The following is a 15,634-nucleotide window of genomic DNA, read 5'->3' on the forward strand; positions in this document are numbered from 1 at the left end:
TTTTAACTATGGCTGAACGTCTGAATAACGACTTCCAGTTCATCGATGTCGGGCGCAAGGATCCGAAGAAGAAACTGTTGCGTCAACGCAAGAAAGAGTTCGTGGAAATCTACGAACCGTTCAAACCCCAGCAGTCGGCCGACCAGGCCCACCGCTGCCTGGGCTGCGGTAACCCGTATTGCGAATGGAAGTGCCCGGTGCACAACTTCATTCCCAACTGGCTCAAATTGGTGGCTGAGGGCAACATCCTCCAGGCCGCCGAGTTGTCGCACCAGACCAACACCTTGCCGGAAGTCTGCGGCCGGGTGTGCCCGCAGGATCGTCTGTGCGAGGGGGCCTGCACCCTCAACGACGGTTTCGGTGCGGTGACCATCGGTTCGGTCGAGAAGTACATCACTGACACCGCGTTCGCCATGGGCTGGCGCCCGGACATGTCCAAGGTCAAGCCGACCGGCAAGCGTGTTGCGGTAATCGGTGCGGGCCCTGCGGGCCTGGGCTGTGCCGACGTGCTGGTGCGTGGCGGCGTGACGCCGGTGGTGTTCGACAAGAACCCGGAAATCGGCGGTCTGCTGACCTTCGGCATTCCCGAGTTCAAGCTGGAAAAGACCGTGCTGAGCAATCGCCGCGAAGTCTTCACCGGCATGGGCATTGAGTTCCGCCTGAACACCGAAGTGGGCAAGGACGTGACCATGGAACAACTGCTCGAAGAGTTCGATGCGGTCTTCATGGGCATGGGCACCTACACCTACATGAAGGGCGGCTTCGCCGGCGAGGACCTGCCAGGCGTGCACGACGCGCTGGACTTCCTGATCGCCAACGTCAACCGCAACCTGGGCTTTGAAAAGTCGCCGGAAGATTTCGTCGACATGAAAGGCAAGAAGGTGGTGGTGCTGGGTGGCGGCGACACGGCGATGGACTGCAACCGTACCTCGATTCGTCAGGGCGCCAAGGCGGTGACCTGTGCCTATCGTCGTGACGAAGCGAACATGCCGGGCTCGCGCAAAGAGGTGAAGAACGCCAAGGAAGAAGGCGTGAAATTCCTCTACAACCGCCAGCCGATCGCAATCGTCGGAGAAGACCGTGTCGAAGGCGTGAAGGTGGTCGAGACCCGTCTCGGCGAGCCGGATGCCCGTGGCCGTCGCAGCCCCGAGCCGATCCCGGGTTCCGAAGAGATTATCCCGGCCGACGCCGTGGTCATCGCGTTCGGTTTCCGTCCAAGCCCTGCGTCGTGGTTCGAGCAGTTCAGCATCCAGACCGACAGCCAGGGCCGCGTCGTGGCGCCGGAGCAAGGCCAGTACAAGCACCAGACCAGCAACCCGAAAATCTTCGCCGGTGGCGACATGGTGCGCGGTTCCGACCTGGTGGTGACGGCGATCTTCGAAGGCCGCAATGCCGCCGAAGGAATCCTGGATTACCTGGGCGTCTGATCGACGCCTGACCCTGTAGGAGCCGGCTTGCTGGCGATGAACGATAACGCGGTGTACCTGATACACCGCGTCGTCTGAATCGCCAGCAAGCCGGCTCCTACAGTGTTTTGTGGTGCTGCAAAGTCTGCATTTCACCGCGACAAATTGACCCGATAGACAAAAGGATCGGCTCTTGCCGTGCCTTTTGCGTCGCGCTCTGAGAAAATGCCCGCACTTTTTTTCCGGATGCCGACATGACTGCCCTGAAGAACGACCGTTTCCTTCGCGCCCTGCTCAAGCAACCCGTAGACGTCACCCCCGTGTGGATGATGCGTCAGGCCGGTCGCTACCTGCCTGAATACCGCGCCAGCCGTGCCAAGGCCGGTGACTTCATGAGCCTGTGCATGAACCCGGCGTTCGCTTGCGAAGTCACGATGCAACCGCTCGACCGCTATCCGCAACTGGACGCGGCGATCCTCTTCTCCGACATCCTGACCATCCCCGATGCCATGGGCCAGGGCCTGTACTTCGAGACCGGTGAAGGTCCACGCTTCAAGAAAGTCGTCAGCACCTTGGCCGACATCGAAGCGTTGCCTATTCCTGATCCACAGAAAGACCTCGGCTACGTCATGGACGCAGTCAGCACCATCCGCCGCGAACTGAACGGCCGTGTGCCGCTGATCGGTTTTTCCGGCAGCCCATGGACCCTGGCCACCTACATGGTTGAAGGCGGTTCGTCGAAAGACTTCCGCAAGACCAAGGCCATGCTCTACGACAACCCGCAAGCCATGCACCTGCTGCTGGACAAGCTTGCGCAGTCGGTCACCTCGTACCTCAATGGCCAGATCCTGGCCGGCGCGCAAGCGGTGCAGATCTTCGACACCTGGGGCGGTAATCTCTCGGCGGCGGCGTACCAGGAATTCTCCCTGGCCTACATGCGCAAAATCGTCAGCGGCCTGATCCGCGAACATGAAGGCCGCAAAGTGCCGGTCATCCTGTTCACCAAGAATGGCGGCCTGTGGCTGGAAAGCATCGCCGACGCCGGCGCTGATGCACTGGGCCTGGACTGGACCTGTGACATTGGCGAAGCCCGCCAACGCGTCGGCAACAAAGTCGCCCTGCAAGGCAACATGGACCCGACCGTGCTTTACGCCAAGCCAGAAGCCATCCGCGCCGAAGTCGGCCGGATTCTCGCCAGCTACGGCAAGGGCAGCGGCCACGTGTTCAACCTCGGCCATGGCATTACGCCGGAAGTCGATCCGGAGCATGCAGGCGCTTTCTTGCGCGCGGTGCATGAGCTGTCGGCGCAGTATCACGAGTGATCGTCGCCCGATAAAAAACGCCCGGCATTTGCCGGGCGTTTTTGCATCAAAATCAAAAAGATCGCAGCCTTAAGCTTTCAAATTCTCCAACGGCGGCAACTTCGCCAATTTCAACGCCACCAACAGCGCAATCACCAGCAATCCGCTGATGAACAGCCCGATCCCGTTCCAGCCACCCAGATGCCAGGCCATACCGCCCGCCGTACCCGCGATACTCGACCCGGCGTAATAGCTGAACAGGTACAACGACGTCGCCTGCCCCTTGGCCTTGGTCGCGCGACGACCGATCCAGCTGCTGGCCACCGAATGCGCGCCGAAGAAGCCGAAGGTGAAGACCAGCATGCCGAAGATCACTACTGGCAGGGGCGTAAACATCGTCAACGCAAGGCCCGCGAGCATCACCACAATGGTTGCCCAGAGCACTTTGCGCCGGCCGAGCTGGTCGGCCAGGGCGCCGATTTTCGCCGAGCTGTAGATGCCCGACAGGTACACCACCGAGAGTAGCCCGACGAAGGCCTGGTCCATGTGATACGGCTCGGCCAGCAGGCGATAGCCGATGTAGTTGAACAGGGTAACGAACGCGCCCATCAGCACGAACGCTTCGACAAACAGCAGCGGCAGGCCGGCGTCGCGAAAGTGCATGGTGAAGCCGTCGAGCAGGCTACGCGGGTGCAGCGAGCGGGCGCGGAAGTTGCGCGATTCGGGGAGGATTTTCCAGAACACCGCGGCGGCAATCAGCGCCAGGCCGCCGATGACCAGCATTGCCGTGTGCCAGCTGACGAAGTCGATCAGCACCCCGACGATCAAGCGTCCACACATGCCGCCGATGGCATTGCCACCGATGTACAAGCCCATGGCCAGGCCAATGTGCTGCGGGTGGATCTCTTCGCTCAGGTAAGTCATCGCCACCGCCGCCAGACCGCTCAACGACAGCCCGACCAGCGCCCGCATCACCAGCACGCCTTGCCAGCTCGGCATCATCGCACTGGCCATGGTGCACAGTGCGGCGGCGAACAGTGCGGCGACCATCACCGGTTTACGCCCGATGCGATCGGAGATGGGGCCGGTGATCAGCAAGCCGATGGCGAGAAGGCCGGTGGCGACCGACAGGATCAGGCTGCTCTGGGCCGCATTGATGGAAAACTCGCGGGACAGCAGCGGCATCATCGGCTGTACGCAGTAGAGCAGGGCAAAGGTCGCGAAGCCTCCGGAGAACAGCGCCAGCACCGTGCGCATAAACATCGGTGTGCCTTTCTCGATGTAGATCTCGTTGTGTTCAGCGACGACATCATTCAGCGCGGCGGGCGGGATTTCATGGGCGAGTGGGGCGACAGCAGTTTTCACTTCGGACCTCGGAGGACGCAGCCGGTCAGGCAATGAAAAAATCATATAGCTGGCTAATGTTTCTATCCAATATATTGTTCGACCTGTTTGATAGGTTTAACGACCTAATGGAGTTTTCATGGAATTGCGTCACCTGCGCTACTTCATTGCCGTCGCCGAAGAACTGCATTTCGGCCGCGCCGCCCAAGTGCTGGGCATCTCGCAGCCGCCGCTGAGCCAGCAGATTCAGGCGCTGGAACAGGAAGTGGGGGCGCGTCTGTTCGAGCGGACCAATCGTCGGGTCGAGCTGAGTGAGGCCGGTCGGCTGTTTCTGGAAGAGGCGCGGCTGGCGCTGGCGCAGGTCGACAAAGCGGCGGATGTGGCTCGGCGGGCACAACTTGGTGAATTGGGTGAACTGAAGATCGGCTTCACCTCGTCGGCGCCGTTCAACTCGACCATTCCCCAGGCGATTTTCTCGTTTCGCCAGCGCTTCCCGGCGGTGCACCTGAACCTGCGGGAAATGAGCAGCACCCAAGTGGCCGATGCGCTGGTGGACGAGTCGATCGAGGTCGGCATCATGCGACCGTTGGGCTTGCCGGACTCCCTCAGCGTGGTGGAACTGATGCGTGAGCCATTGGTGGCGGTGCTCAGCTCCAAGCATCCGCTGGTGGATGGCAGCGAAGAAGGTCTGTTCCTGTCCGCTCTGGCCCTCGAGCCGTTCGTATTTTTCCCGCGCAGCTATGGCAGCGGTCTGTACGCACAACTGCTCAGCCTGGCGCGGGACGCCGGCTTCAGCCCGCACTTTGCCCAGGAGGCGGGCGAGGCGATGACCATCATCGGGCTGGTGGCGGCGGGTTTGGGGGTATCGGTGTTGCCGGCGTCTTATCAGCGAATGCGCATTGATGGCGTGGTCTATCGGCCGTTGCTCGATCCAGAGGCGATTTCGGCGGTGTGGCTGGTGCAGCGCAAGGATCAGAAGTCGCCGATGGCCAAGGCGTTTGTGGAGTTGTTGACGCGTAAGGTTGAAGGGAAGTGAAAGCGAGCAAATCACCGCACTCAGGACACTTCAAGTAATGGATCCGTCCTAGTGATTTATCTGAGTTTTACGCAATCAAAGCCGCGGTACGCAACGCTCTTGGCCTGTGATGCCATCAGAGGTGGCACAGTTGGGCGAGTCGCCACCCGTTGTCTCCCGTTAAGTTTCAAGCAATACTGCCCGCGTTCCCGAAAGGGGCTTGTGAGACTCTGAGGATCCTGGGTAACCAGCCATCGCAGAGCCAGGCAGGTACCGGGCGATGACAAGCCGACCTGTTTGTGAAAGGGCGCCGAAAGGCGCCCTTTGTCGATTCTGGCGTTACTGAACCTTCGCCAAATCCCCTTTCAGCGCAACCCCGGTAATGATCGCCCCTGCGTGGCTCGTTTACGACCAGCGGCGGAAGATCAACGAGGTGTTGACCCCACCAAAAGCGAAGTTGTTGTTCATCACATACTGGTTGCTCATCTGCCGGAATTCGCCGCGCAGGTAATCGAGCTTGCCGCACTGCGGATCGACCTCGTCGAGGTTGAAGGTGTGCACGTACAGGTCGCGGTTCATCATTTCGATGCTGAACCAGGACTCCAGCGCGCCGCAGGCTCCCAGGGTGTGGCCGAGGAAGCTCTTCTGCGAGCTGATCGGCATGTGTTCGCCGAACAAACTGTTGGTCGCCAGTGTTTCGGCAATGTCGCCCTGTTCTGTAGCGGTGCCGTGACCGTTTACATAGCCGATGGCGCTCGGTTCGAGCCCGGCGTCTTCCAAAGCCAGCTCCATGGCCCGGCGCATGGTGATCAGCTCGGGGCGGGTGGCATGCTGGCCATCGGCGTTGCTGCCGAAACCGACGATCTCGGCGTGGATGCGGGCGCCACGCGCCAGGGCGTGTTCGAGCTCTTCGAGTACCAGCATGCCGCCGCCCTCACCGATGACCAGGCCATCGCGGCCGCTGTCGTAAGGGCGCGGGCTGGTTTGCGGGGCATCGTTTTTCAGGCTGGTGGCGTAGAGCGCATCGAACACCATGGCCTCGGTCGGGCACAGCTCTTCGGCACCGCCGGCGAGCATCAGTGGCAGGCGGCCGAACTTGATCGACTCGTAGGCGTAACCGATGCCCTGGCTACCGCTGGTGCAGGCACTGGAGGTCGGGATCAGTCGGCCGGTGAGGCCGAAGAAGATGCTGATATTCGCTGCCGTGGTGTGCGGCATCATCCGCACGTAGGAGTTGGCGTTCAGGCCTTCGGCCACCGAATTGAGCAACATTTTGCCGAACGCCTTGATCTCGTCGGTGCTGCCGGTGGACGAGCCGCAGGACACGCCCATGCGCCCGTCCTTGATCGACTCATCACCCAGCAGCCCGGCGTCCGCCAGGGCCTGTTCCGCAGCGCCGACTGCCAACCGCGATACCCGGCCCATGCTGCGCAGTTGCTTGCGCGTCCAGTGGCCGGGCACCTCGAAGTCGTCGATCGGCCCGGCCAGGCGGGTATTGAGTTCGGTAAAGCGATCCCACTCGTGCATGCGACGAATGCCGCTGCGGTTGGCGGCGAAGTTGGCGGCGATGGTGTCCCAGTCGCTGCCCAGTGAGGTGATGCCGGCCATGCCGGTGACGACGACGCGCTTCATCAGCACAGGCCTCCGTTGACGGCCAGAACCTGCCGGGTGATGTACGAGGCTTCCGCCGACATCAGGAAATTCACTGCGCTGGCCACCTCTTCCGGGGTGCCCATGCGTTGTGCGGGGATCATTTTCATCAGTTCTTCCACCGGCACGTTTTCATCGAGCATCGCCGTGTCGATCAGGCCGGGTGCGACACAGTTAACCGTGATTTTGCGCTTGCCCAGCTCAATCGCCAATGCCTTGGCCGCGCCGATCAGACCGGCCTTGGACGCGCTGTAATTGACCTGCCCGCGATTGCCGATCAGCCCGGACACCGAAGTAATGCAGACAATCCGCCCGGCGGCGCGACGACGGATCATCGGCATCATCACCGGGTGCAGCACGTTGTAGAAACCGTCGAGGTTGGTGCGCATCACCACATCCCAATCCTCCTCGCTCAGGGCCGGAAAAGCACCGTCGCGGGTCAGGCCAGCGTTGAGCACCACGCCGTAATAGGCGCCATGGGCTTCGACATCGGCTTCAAGGATCGCTTTGCAGCTGGCGCGGTTGCTGACGTCGAATTGCAGGATGCGCGCGTTGCGGCCCAAGGTTTCCACTTCGGCTTTGACGGCTTCGGCGTCCGCCAAGCCGCTGCGGCAGTGCAGCACGATGTCATGCCCGGCCCTGGCCAGACGCAATGCGATGGCGCGGCCAATACCACGGCTGGAGCCGGTGACCAGTACGGATTCAGTCATCACTCGACTCCTTGGGATTCATGCAGATATTGAGCGGCTTGAGGCGGGCGGAACACGTTCAACCGAGCGGTCGCGTGGATGCCGGGGGCGGTGATGTGGCATTCGAATACACCCATGCCGTTATCGTCTTCCAGCGAGCGTATCCCGTGGATAGTCAGCTCGGTGCCGGCGGGGAAGTGTTCCACGTTGCATTCGAATTTGCGGCTGCCGAGCAGGAAGCCCAGTTCCACCGCATTGCCTTTCTGGCGCGCATGGCAACCGGCATAAGCGGCGACGCTCTGGGCCATCAGCTCGATGCCGACCCAGGCCGGCAGACTGCCGTCGGGGCGATTGAACAGGCCGCCGGGTTTGACGGTGAGTCGGGTATAGATCTGCTCGTCGTCGAACGACAGGATCTGATCGATGAGGATCATGTCGCCGGCATGGGGCAGCAATTCGGCGAGCGGCCAGGTAATCATGAGGCGTCTCCGATAATCAAGCTGACGTTATTGCCACCAAAGGCAAAGGAATTACTCATCAGGTAGCGGGGTGCAATGGACGTCAGGTGGTCGGTCGGGGTCACCCAATGCAACGCCGGCAACTCGGGGTCGGGCTGCCCGTCCCAGACATGGGGCGGCAGGGCATGCTCGTGGTTATCCGCGCTCAGGCTCAACCAGCAGAACGCCGCTTCCAGGGCACCAGCGGCGCCGAGGGTATGGCCGGTCATCGGTTTGGTCGATGAGCAAGGCACGCCTTGTGGAAACAGCGCCGTCACAGCCAGGCTTTCCATGGCGTCATTGTGTTGGGTGGCGGTGCCGTGCAGGTTCAGATAGCTGATCTGTTGGGGTTGCAGGCCTGCGCGGCTCAAGGCTTTGTGCATGGCTTGCCGGGCGCCACGGCCGGTGGGTTCCGGCGCGGAAATATGGTGTGCATCGGAGCTGGCGCCACTGCCGAGCAAAGCAATCGGTTGGCTGCTGCCGGCGGTTTTGCTCATCAGGAACAGCACCGCGGCTTCGCCGATATTGATGCCGTTGCGGTTCGCCGAAAACGGGTTGCAGCGTTGCTCGGACACCGCTTCCAGGGCAGAGAAACCGTTGAGGGTCAGCTTGCACAAGCTGTCGACACCACCGCACAACACGGCATCGCACATGCCCAGGTCGAGCAGCCGCTGGGCACTCATCAGCGCGCGGGCGCTGGAGGTGCAGGCGGTGGAGATCACATAGGCCGGGCCGCTCAATTGCAGCCAGTCGGCGAGAAACGTCGCCGGAGCGCCGAGCTCTTGCTGCTGATAGTCATAATCGGCCGGGAAGTGATGTTCACGGATGTAATGGGCCAGGCCGCGGCTGGCCTCGTCGATGCCCGAGGTACTGGTGCCCAGAATGACGCCGATACGGTTGCGGCCGTAGGTCTGGATCGCCTGCTCGATGTCTTGGCGAATTTGCAGCGCGGCCTCCAGCAGCAATTGATTGTTGCGACTGCTTTGATGAGCCAGCTCAGCCGGAATCGGTGCCAGCTCACCACGCACCGCCGCCACTGGCAACGAGCGTTCCGCGACCCAGCCGGCCTCGTTGCGTATGCCCGAGCAATCGCCGGCAAACAGGTTGCGGGCGACTTCCTGCTTGTCGCGGCCGAGGGCGCAGATCACCCCGAGGGCATTCAGGTAAGCGGTCATGGCGTGTTTTCGCCTAACGGGGTGACGCGATAATGCGGGCCTTGGGACACGTTCAATTCAAAGCTCGGTGGTTGCGAAAGACTTGGTTGTGAATAGCGGATATTCCAGCGCGCTGACAATGACCGTTGCCCGTCATGCTGTCGGGCGGCGGGATAGTTGCCGTGCAACTCGCCTTCGGGGGTCAATGCAAACAACAGGGCGGCGAACAGCTCCCGGGCTTCCGGATTGGGTGGTAGCAGACCGTCGGCTTGCCATTGGCCATCGATCAGTTTCTGTCGTGCCACGGGAATCCCCAACGGGTCCATCATCGACCAGCGAATGCCCGGGCCTTCACGCTGGATCACCAGGAGCCAGTCCTGACGCTGCTCGGCCATCTGCCGTTCGATATGCAGTTGCAGTGGCAACGCCAGGTTCGGGGTTCGCTCGGGCAGCGGCGTCTGGCTGGCACAGGCGCTCAGTAGCAGGACACAACCCAGAAGCAGCAAACGGATCATCAGACACTCTCTTCAAGGGGCTTGCGCGCGACCACATTGACCAGGGTTTCTTCCCGTTGGCCAAAGGGTTTTGGCTGGCGCAAGCCGAAGCGTTCAAGCAGGCCGAAATCCTTGGCGCGACTCCACCACAAGTAAGGGTAAGACACGTTTTTCGGGCTAAATTCAAAACCCTGCCGACGAATCATCTCCAGGTAGCCGGCGGCGCTCTTTTGCACGTGCATCGGGTGGCGGAACAACCAGCGAATCACCCACGTATCAATGTAAGCCTCGGTGGACTCGGCGAACAGCAGATAACCGCCCGGCTTGAGCACCCGATAGAACTCGGCCAGGGCCTGATCCTGCTCGACAAGATGATGGAAAGTCTGGTGACAGAACAGCAGATCGACGCTGGCGTCCGGCACTTTAATGCTCGCGCAGTCACTGCCGATCAGCTCTACCTCCATGCCCTGGCGGGCCGCTTCTTCGCCGCTCAGGTTCAGGCTGTGAGGGTCGGCATCCAGCCCGATCAGATGCTTGGGCGCGAAGGTCTGGCGCAGGTACTGGAACGATTTGCCCTGGCCGCACCCGGCGTCCAGCAAGACCGGATTGCTGGGCAACGGTGTGCTGAACAGGCTGCGCAAGTCATTGATCGCCACTCGCAATACGTGGTGCTGCCAGGTGTGGCTGCGCAGGAACCAGAAGCCGAAACGGGTTTCTTCGACGTAGTTGTCGCTCAAATAACTCATGTCGCTTCCCTGGCGCACAGGTCTGAGATCATCCGCAGTCGACGTTTGGCTTCGCTGACGAACGGGTTGCGTTCATCCCAGGCATAACCCGCGAGGATCGAGCTGATCATGCGGCGAATATCCTCTGTACCGCCCTGATAGAAAATCACATCCTGAAAAGTCCCTGCGTACCAGCCTTCGACGTAGCAACGGAAGGTGTCGACGCCGCGCTTGAGCGGTTCGGCGAATTCGGTCTGCCAGTCGACGCTTTCACCTTGCAGTTGGCGGTGCAACACCCCGGCGGCCATGCTCGCCGAACGCATGGCGATGGTCACGCCGGAGGAGAACACCGGGTCGAGAAATTCCGCGGCATTGCCCAACAAGGCGAAGCCAGGGCCATGCAGGGTTTTGACGTTGGCCGAATAACCGCCGATGGTCCGCGCGGGGGTATCCCACACCGCATTGTTCAGCACCCCGGCCAGGCTTGGCGTTTCAGCGATAAAGCCGCGCAGGCAGTCGTCCAGATTCTCGGTGCGGCCTGCGAAGTGTTCGGCGGCTGCCACGACGCCCACCGAGCAGCGACCGTTGCTGAACGGGATGGTCCAGAACCAGATGTCGCGCTGGGTCGGATGGGTGGTAATGAGGATTTTTTCCCGTTCGAAAGCCGGGCTGTCGATACAGTCTTCGACGTGGGTGAACACCGCCTGACGCACCGGAAAGTTCGACGGTGCCTCAAGGTCCAGCAAGCGTGGCAGTACGCGACCGTAGCCGCTGGCATCGAGCACGAAATCGGCCTCGACGCGGTATTGGCTGCCATCTTCGCGAAGCACATCGAGCTGCGGTTTCGCCAAGCTGAAATCAACGCTGACGATGGCTTCGCCGTAACGGACGTCGACTCCCTGCAGTTCAGCCTGATCGGCCAGCAGTTTGTCAAAGTCGGCGCGCTGGACCTGGAAGGTCGTCGGCTTGCCGTTGCTGAACGTCTCACCGAAATCGAAGGTGCTGTACTGATCGCCCCAGGCGAATGCCGCACCGTTCTTCAATTGGAAACCGGCCGCATTGACCGCGTCGAGCATGCCGGCTTCTTCGACGAAATCCAGGCAGTGGGACAGCAGGCTTTCACCGATGGAAAACCGCGGGAAATGCTGGCGTTCGATCATCAGCACATCATGGCCTTTGCGCTTGAGCAGCGCGGCGGCGATGGCGCCCGAGGGGCCGGCACCGATCACCACCACCTGACGACGTTCCATTTCAACTGTTGGCACGGGTGCTCCTTGCCGGGGCGGCGATGTTCAAAGGGATTCGGTGCATGCCGGCGAGTGCCGGCAGCAGGGTTGCGACCAGGCCCATCAACATCAGCGCGAAATACAGCTCGGGGCTGATGAGTTGTTGTTGCAGCAGCAGGTTGAGAAAGACGATCTCGCTCAAGCCGCGGATATTCAGTAAAAGGCTTTCCCGCCAGCGGCTGGCACCTTCAAACGAGACGCCGGCCCAGCCGAGGCCCAGCCAGTTGCCCAACAATTTGCTGGCGATCGGCAACAACAGGAGCGCGGCCAGTTGCACCCCACCGAGATTGTCGAGGGCGCTGTGCACGTTGATCTGCACGATGCCGAACGTGAGGATCAACGGGATGGCGATCCAGGTCTGCAAACGACTCATCCACGCCGTTGGCAATGGCAGTACCAGCGACACCTTGAGCGCGGCCATGCACAGCAGGTAACCGATGCCGAAAATCAGCGCATTGAGCTTGAAGTGCTCGGCGACCACCAGCAGCGCGAAGAAGCAGCCGCTGTGCAGCAACGGTTGGCGCAACCCGAGCAGTCGCAGCAATAACGGCAGACAGGCGCCTGCCAGGGGCAGCAAGAGGCTGCTCAGGTGCAGGCTGCCTTGGGCGAACGCGAACAGGGTCCAGCAAGTCAGGTCGATCAGGATCGCGGTCTGCACCAGGCGTCGGGTGGCGGCGGGCGGGTAGTTGATGTGTCGCAGGTACAGGTACAACACCGGAATCGCGGTGATGGCGAACAACAGACCGACCGCCAGCGAGCTGATCCACGGCTGTGGCGGCAGTAGCCAGACCGCTGTCGCCAGCCCGCAGGCAAATGGAATGCAGAAACTCGGCAGGGCGATTTTCAGGCTCTGGCGATCCAGTCGCAGGTCGATCACGTCGCTGAGGATATGCCCCAGCAGCAAGGCAAAGCTCAGGCTGTAGAGGTTCTTCAGCCAACCCGGCGAGATCAGGTCGGCACCGCTGAGATGCCAGCCCGGTTCGATCCAGAAATACATCAGCAGCGGCAGGCCGAAGGTTGCCAGCAACAACTGGCTGACGATCGGAATCAGACCGAAACGTCGACCGACGTGGGTGGCCATGGCGAACAACACTAGGGCCATGACCCAGAACGCCGCGACCATCACGCTGCTGGCTCCGCAACCGGGGCGGTGTGGACTTGGCGTCCGGCCCACGGCGCCAGGATGAAGCTGTACGCCAGGCCGAGGCTCACCGATAGGCCGAAGTTGCTCACAGCCGGTGTGCTGGACACCGCCAGCAGGCCAAACGACAACCATGTGGTTGCGGCTGCCAGCATGGTGCCCAACAGGCTCGCGGCGGCGCCGCCGATCTGCTCGCGCATGAGGATCGCGTAGTCGACGCTGATGGCTGTCACCAGCAGCAGGCCGAACAGGCTGAACAGCGTCAGCGGCTGCCCGAGCCAGCCGAGGCTTGCCAGACTGCACAGGGCCGCCAGTAGTGGCAGGGAGACAATTCGCAGTGCGCCACCGAGACCGAATGGCAGAATCAGCACCAGCACGATCAATACGCAGGAGGCGAGTTTCAATTCAGCGGCGCTGATTTGAGTTGCGGCAAATACCTTGTTCAGGTCGCCGAGGCGGTCGACCAGTTGCACACCCGGCAAGTCCAGCGCCTGGACCCGCAACAACGCCGGATTGTTCAAACCTTGCAGGCTGACCATCGCGGCCACGCCGTTATCGGTCGGCCCCAGCCACAGGGTGCGGTAGGGCTCGGCCAATGGGCCGGCCAGGGCCGCATCGATATCTTCGGTGGGCAGCGCCTGTAGCTTCACCAACTCGGCTTGCAGCGCGTCGGCAGGCACGCCAAGCTCGAGCAACGGTTGCCAGAACTGCGGCAGCTTGCCCAGAGCATCACGCACTTTGCGCTGTTCGCTCGGCGGGCTGACCAACTGGTTGAGCGACAGGTAGCCCTGGAGTTTTTCCAGGTTGACCAACTGATCCAGGCGCTCGCTCAGTGCCGTCTGGCGTTCGAGCAACTCCTGCTGATTGGCCGCGCGCACCAGGAAAAACTGGCTGGTGGGTTGATAGCCGGTGATGCGCGCAATGGTCTGGGCTTCGTCCGTCAGTTGCTGCGGTGCGCCGACCCATTGGCGAATGTCGTTTTTTGTTTGCAACTGCAACAGACCGCCAACACAGAACGCGATCAACAGCGCCAGCAACACCGGCGTGCGTACGTATTTGAGCAGCGATTCACGCAGCGCCAGCAAAGACTCGGCAATGCGCATCGGCCATTGCGCCGGACGCAGTTGCGCGCCCTTGAGCAGCGCCGGCAGCAGGCACACCGCCGACAGATAAGCGCCGAGCAGGCCCGCGGCGGAGAACACGGCAATCTGGGTCAGGGCCGGGAACGGCGTCCAGGCCAGGGCCAGGTAGCCGATGCAACTGGTGATCAGGCTCAGCGTCAGCCCTGGCAGGGTCAGGCGCAACGCCGGCCAACTGTGCCAGGGTTTCAGGCTCCAGCTTTTCGACAGGTAATGCAGTGGGTAATCCACCGCCACGCCGATCAGGCTTGAGCCCAGCACCAGCGTCATCACATGCATCTGACCGAACAGTGCCACGCAGGCCACCGCGCCGAACAGCATGCCCACCAGCACCGGGACGAACGCCAGCACCACCCGCCAACGCCGGAAGGCCAGCAACAGCAGCAACAAAATCCCCATCGTGGCGCCGCCACCGACCCAGGTGATCTCGCGCGCGGCTTGCCGTTGACCGCTGGCGGCATACAGCAGGCCGCTGGCAGCGAGCAGTTGCACATCCGCCTGGGCGGCTTCTTCGCGACTGTGCTGGAGCAGGTCAGCCACTTGCAGCGGCAGGTTCATGTCGAATGCGTTGCCGACGGTTCGCGCCCGCAGCATCACCCAGCTCTTGCCGTCGGCATCGGCGACCAGCACGCCGCTGCCGATGTCCAACTGCACTGAACCGCGCTGTGGCTGGCTGTTCTGGATGCGCCCGGTCAGGCCGAGCCAGTCATCCTGGCTCGGCACCAGGCTGAACCCGGTGAAGGGGTCGAACAGGGCTTGTACCCGTTGCTGGATAAAGGCGTCGGGATGCTCGATGAGTTGCTGACGGTCGGCCGCGGACAGCATCGCCAGTCGGCCTTGCAGCAATTGCGTGCGCAGCGCAGGCAAGTCGGCTTGCAGGTTCCACTGGACCTTTTCGAACACGCCGCTGGCTTGCCACTGTTCACCGAGTTTTTGCGCCATGGCGATGGCTTGCTGACGGTCTTTATGGCCGACCAGTACCAGCATTTCCCGGTTCAACGGTTCTTGCATGCGTTGTTCGGCGCGCAGCTCCAGCGCGTCCGGCGCGGTGCCTGGCACCAGTTCCATCAGGTTGGCCGACAGCGGAGTGCCGTCGCGCCACTGCCAACCGGCGAGTGCGAGCACCGCCAGCAGCAGGACCAGGAACAGCCGCGGCAGCATCCGTTCACTCGGCAAAGTCATGTTGCTCCGCATCGCTCAAAGGTTGGGCGCTGGTGCTGTCCTGCATGCGCAACAGGGTTCGGTCACCCTGGGTTTCGAGCAGCTCGATGTTGTGCACCAGTTCGCCGCCGTCAATGTTGATCTGATTGAACACCTGTTTGAGCAGCATCGAACGCGGGGTCAGGGTCAGTTTCCAGTTCTGCGCATCGCCACTCAGCGACAGCTCGAAATCCCGTTGCAGGCCACTGCTGTCGCCTTGCAGCACGGCGAGGAACAAACGGTTCTGTTCGGCGCCGGCACTCTTGCTCGGCAGCATTTGCCAGCCGCTGGCATCCCGCCGGGCAATGCCCTTGTCGCTGATGCGGTAGTCCTGCTGCAGCGGCGTTTTCAGCAGCCAGAGCAAGCCGTGATTCTTCGCCAGAACGAAGGTGCCCTTGCTGGTCAGTGGCTGGGGCAGGGCGCGCAGGTGTTTTTCCTGGATGAAGTTGCCGTGGATCACATCGGGTTTGGCCAGTTGATCGCTCAGTTGCTGGAGATCGAAGGCCTGGGCCAACGAAGAAAAGCCCAGCATCAATATCAAGCTCACACCAATCCCGTAGCAGCTGCCGAGCCTGCGAGGCTGCGTCCGGCGG

General features: G+C 61.8%; 14 protein-coding genes. 3 read left to right on the top strand and 11 right to left on the bottom strand.

Annotated features, from left to right (window positions below; translation table 11 throughout):
* The first annotated feature begins 8 nt into the window (after nucleotides 1–8).
* The gene (locus tag AC1DQM_RS20360; protein ID WP_007936832.1) at nucleotides 9–1,427 is read left to right on the top strand and encodes an FAD-dependent oxidoreductase; all 1,419 of its coding nucleotides are present in this window, start codon (nucleotides 9–11) and stop codon (nucleotides 1,425–1,427) included.
* A gap of 233 nt (nucleotides 1,428–1,660) precedes the next feature.
* Nucleotides 1,661–2,728: a uroporphyrinogen decarboxylase gene (gene hemE, locus AC1DQM_RS20365; RefSeq protein ID WP_018928609.1), complete on the top strand. Its 1,068-nt coding sequence runs from the start codon at nucleotides 1,661–1,663 to the stop codon at nucleotides 2,726–2,728.
* Between the two features lie 69 nt (nucleotides 2,729–2,797).
* On the opposite strand, the gene AC1DQM_RS20370 is transcribed toward hemE, so the two are convergent.
* Nucleotides 2,798–4,072: an MFS transporter gene (locus AC1DQM_RS20370; protein ID WP_018928608.1), complete on the bottom strand. Its 1,275-nt coding sequence runs from the start codon at nucleotides 4,070–4,072 to the stop codon at nucleotides 2,798–2,800.
* A gap of 118 nt (nucleotides 4,073–4,190) precedes the next feature.
* Between AC1DQM_RS20370 and AC1DQM_RS20375 the strand changes: the two genes are divergently transcribed.
* Entirely contained in the window at nucleotides 4,191–5,087 is an 897-nt protein-coding gene (locus tag AC1DQM_RS20375; protein ID WP_019650776.1) for a LysR family transcriptional regulator, read from the top strand.
* Between the two features lie 384 nt (nucleotides 5,088–5,471).
* Here the strand turns inward: AC1DQM_RS20375 and AC1DQM_RS20380 are convergent, their stop codons facing one another.
* Genes AC1DQM_RS20380 through AC1DQM_RS20425 form a run of 10 tightly spaced genes read right to left on the bottom strand, consistent with a single transcriptional unit; the run spans nucleotide 5,472 to nucleotide 15,573 of the window.
* Entirely contained in the window at nucleotides 5,472–6,698 is a 1,227-nt protein-coding gene (locus AC1DQM_RS20380) for a beta-ketoacyl-ACP synthase (RefSeq protein ID WP_477746749.1), read from the bottom strand.
* Nucleotides 6,698–7,426 carry a 3-oxoacyl-ACP reductase FabG gene (gene fabG / locus AC1DQM_RS20385; RefSeq protein ID WP_018928603.1) on the bottom strand — a complete coding sequence of 243 codons (729 nt, stop codon included), beginning with the start codon at nucleotides 7,424–7,426 and terminating at the stop codon, nucleotides 6,698–6,700. Before fabG ends, AC1DQM_RS20380 begins: the two co-directional genes overlap by 1 nt.
* Entirely contained in the window at nucleotides 7,426–7,884 is a 459-nt protein-coding gene (locus tag AC1DQM_RS20390; protein ID WP_018928602.1) for a hotdog family protein, read from the bottom strand. The genes fabG and AC1DQM_RS20390 overlap by 1 nt, the downstream gene beginning before the upstream one ends.
* Nucleotides 7,881–9,077, bottom strand: a complete 1,197-nt coding sequence (locus AC1DQM_RS20395) for a beta-ketoacyl-[acyl-carrier-protein] synthase family protein (protein WP_477746750.1) — start codon at nucleotides 9,075–9,077, stop codon at nucleotides 7,881–7,883. The genes AC1DQM_RS20390 and AC1DQM_RS20395 overlap by 4 nt, the downstream gene beginning before the upstream one ends.
* Nucleotides 9,074–9,571 carry a DUF3261 domain-containing protein gene (locus tag AC1DQM_RS20400; protein ID WP_019581872.1) on the bottom strand — a complete coding sequence of 166 codons (498 nt, stop codon included), beginning with the start codon at nucleotides 9,569–9,571 and terminating at the stop codon, nucleotides 9,074–9,076. Before AC1DQM_RS20400 ends, AC1DQM_RS20395 begins: the two co-directional genes overlap by 4 nt.
* The gene (locus tag AC1DQM_RS20405; RefSeq protein WP_064615937.1) at nucleotides 9,571–10,296 is read right to left on the bottom strand and encodes a class I SAM-dependent methyltransferase; all 726 of its coding nucleotides are present in this window, start codon (nucleotides 10,294–10,296) and stop codon (nucleotides 9,571–9,573) included. Before AC1DQM_RS20405 ends, AC1DQM_RS20400 begins: the two co-directional genes overlap by 1 nt.
* On the bottom strand, nucleotides 10,293–11,540 hold the full coding sequence (locus AC1DQM_RS20410) for an NAD(P)/FAD-dependent oxidoreductase (protein WP_477746751.1): 1,248 nt from the start codon (nucleotides 11,538–11,540) through the stop codon (nucleotides 10,293–10,295). The genes AC1DQM_RS20405 and AC1DQM_RS20410 overlap by 4 nt, the downstream gene beginning before the upstream one ends.
* Nucleotides 11,527–12,684, bottom strand: coding sequence for a cation:proton antiporter (locus tag AC1DQM_RS20415; protein WP_477746833.1), 1,158 nt, complete (start codon nucleotides 12,682–12,684; stop codon nucleotides 11,527–11,529). Before AC1DQM_RS20415 ends, AC1DQM_RS20410 begins: the two co-directional genes overlap by 14 nt.
* Entirely contained in the window at nucleotides 12,684–15,023 is a 2,340-nt protein-coding gene (locus tag AC1DQM_RS20420; RefSeq protein WP_018928596.1) for an MMPL family transporter, read from the bottom strand. Before AC1DQM_RS20420 ends, AC1DQM_RS20415 begins: the two co-directional genes overlap by 1 nt.
* Complete coding sequence (locus AC1DQM_RS20425; protein ID WP_111453914.1) at nucleotides 15,007–15,573, bottom strand: outer membrane lipoprotein carrier protein LolA; 567 nt, start codon at nucleotides 15,571–15,573, stop codon at nucleotides 15,007–15,009. The genes AC1DQM_RS20420 and AC1DQM_RS20425 overlap by 17 nt, the downstream gene beginning before the upstream one ends.
* Nucleotides 15,574–15,634 lie beyond the last annotated feature (61 nt).

Source organism: Pseudomonas sp. 01L34, from assembly GCF_056400265.1.

Bases quoted from the DNA above. Each gene is read 5' to 3' on its own strand.
- AC1DQM_RS20360 (WP_007936832.1), top strand. From the start codon at position 9: ATGGCTGAACGTCTGAATAACGACTTCCAGTTCATCGATGTCGGGCGC.
- hemE (WP_018928609.1), top strand. From the start codon at position 1,661: ATGACTGCCCTGAAGAACGACCGTTTCCTTCGCGCCCTGCTCAAGCAA.
- AC1DQM_RS20375 (WP_019650776.1), top strand. From the start codon at position 4,191: ATGGAATTGCGTCACCTGCGCTACTTCATTGCCGTCGCCGAAGAACTG.
- AC1DQM_RS20380 (WP_477746749.1), bottom strand. From the start codon at position 6,698: ATGAAGCGCGTCGTCGTCACCGGCATGGCCGGCATCACCTCACTGGGC.
- fabG (WP_018928603.1), bottom strand. From the start codon at position 7,426: ATGACTGAATCCGTACTGGTCACCGGCTCCAGCCGTGGTATTGGCCGC.
- AC1DQM_RS20390 (WP_018928602.1), bottom strand. From the start codon at position 7,884: ATGATTACCTGGCCGCTCGCCGAATTGCTGCCCCATGCCGGCGACATG.
- AC1DQM_RS20395 (WP_477746750.1), bottom strand. From the start codon at position 9,077: ATGACCGCTTACCTGAATGCCCTCGGGGTGATCTGCGCCCTCGGCCGC.
- AC1DQM_RS20400 (WP_019581872.1), bottom strand. From the start codon at position 9,571: ATGATCCGTTTGCTGCTTCTGGGTTGTGTCCTGCTACTGAGCGCCTGT.
- AC1DQM_RS20405 (WP_064615937.1), bottom strand. From the start codon at position 10,296: ATGAGTTATTTGAGCGACAACTACGTCGAAGAAACCCGTTTCGGCTTC.
- AC1DQM_RS20415 (WP_477746833.1), bottom strand. From the start codon at position 12,684: ATGGTCGCGGCGTTCTGGGTCATGGCCCTAGTGTTGTTCGCCATGGCC.
- AC1DQM_RS20420 (WP_018928596.1), bottom strand. From the start codon at position 15,023: ATGACTTTGCCGAGTGAACGGATGCTGCCGCGGCTGTTCCTGGTCCTG.
- AC1DQM_RS20425 (WP_111453914.1), bottom strand. From the start codon at position 15,573: ATGCTGGGCTTTTCTTCGTTGGCCCAGGCCTTCGATCTCCAGCAACTG.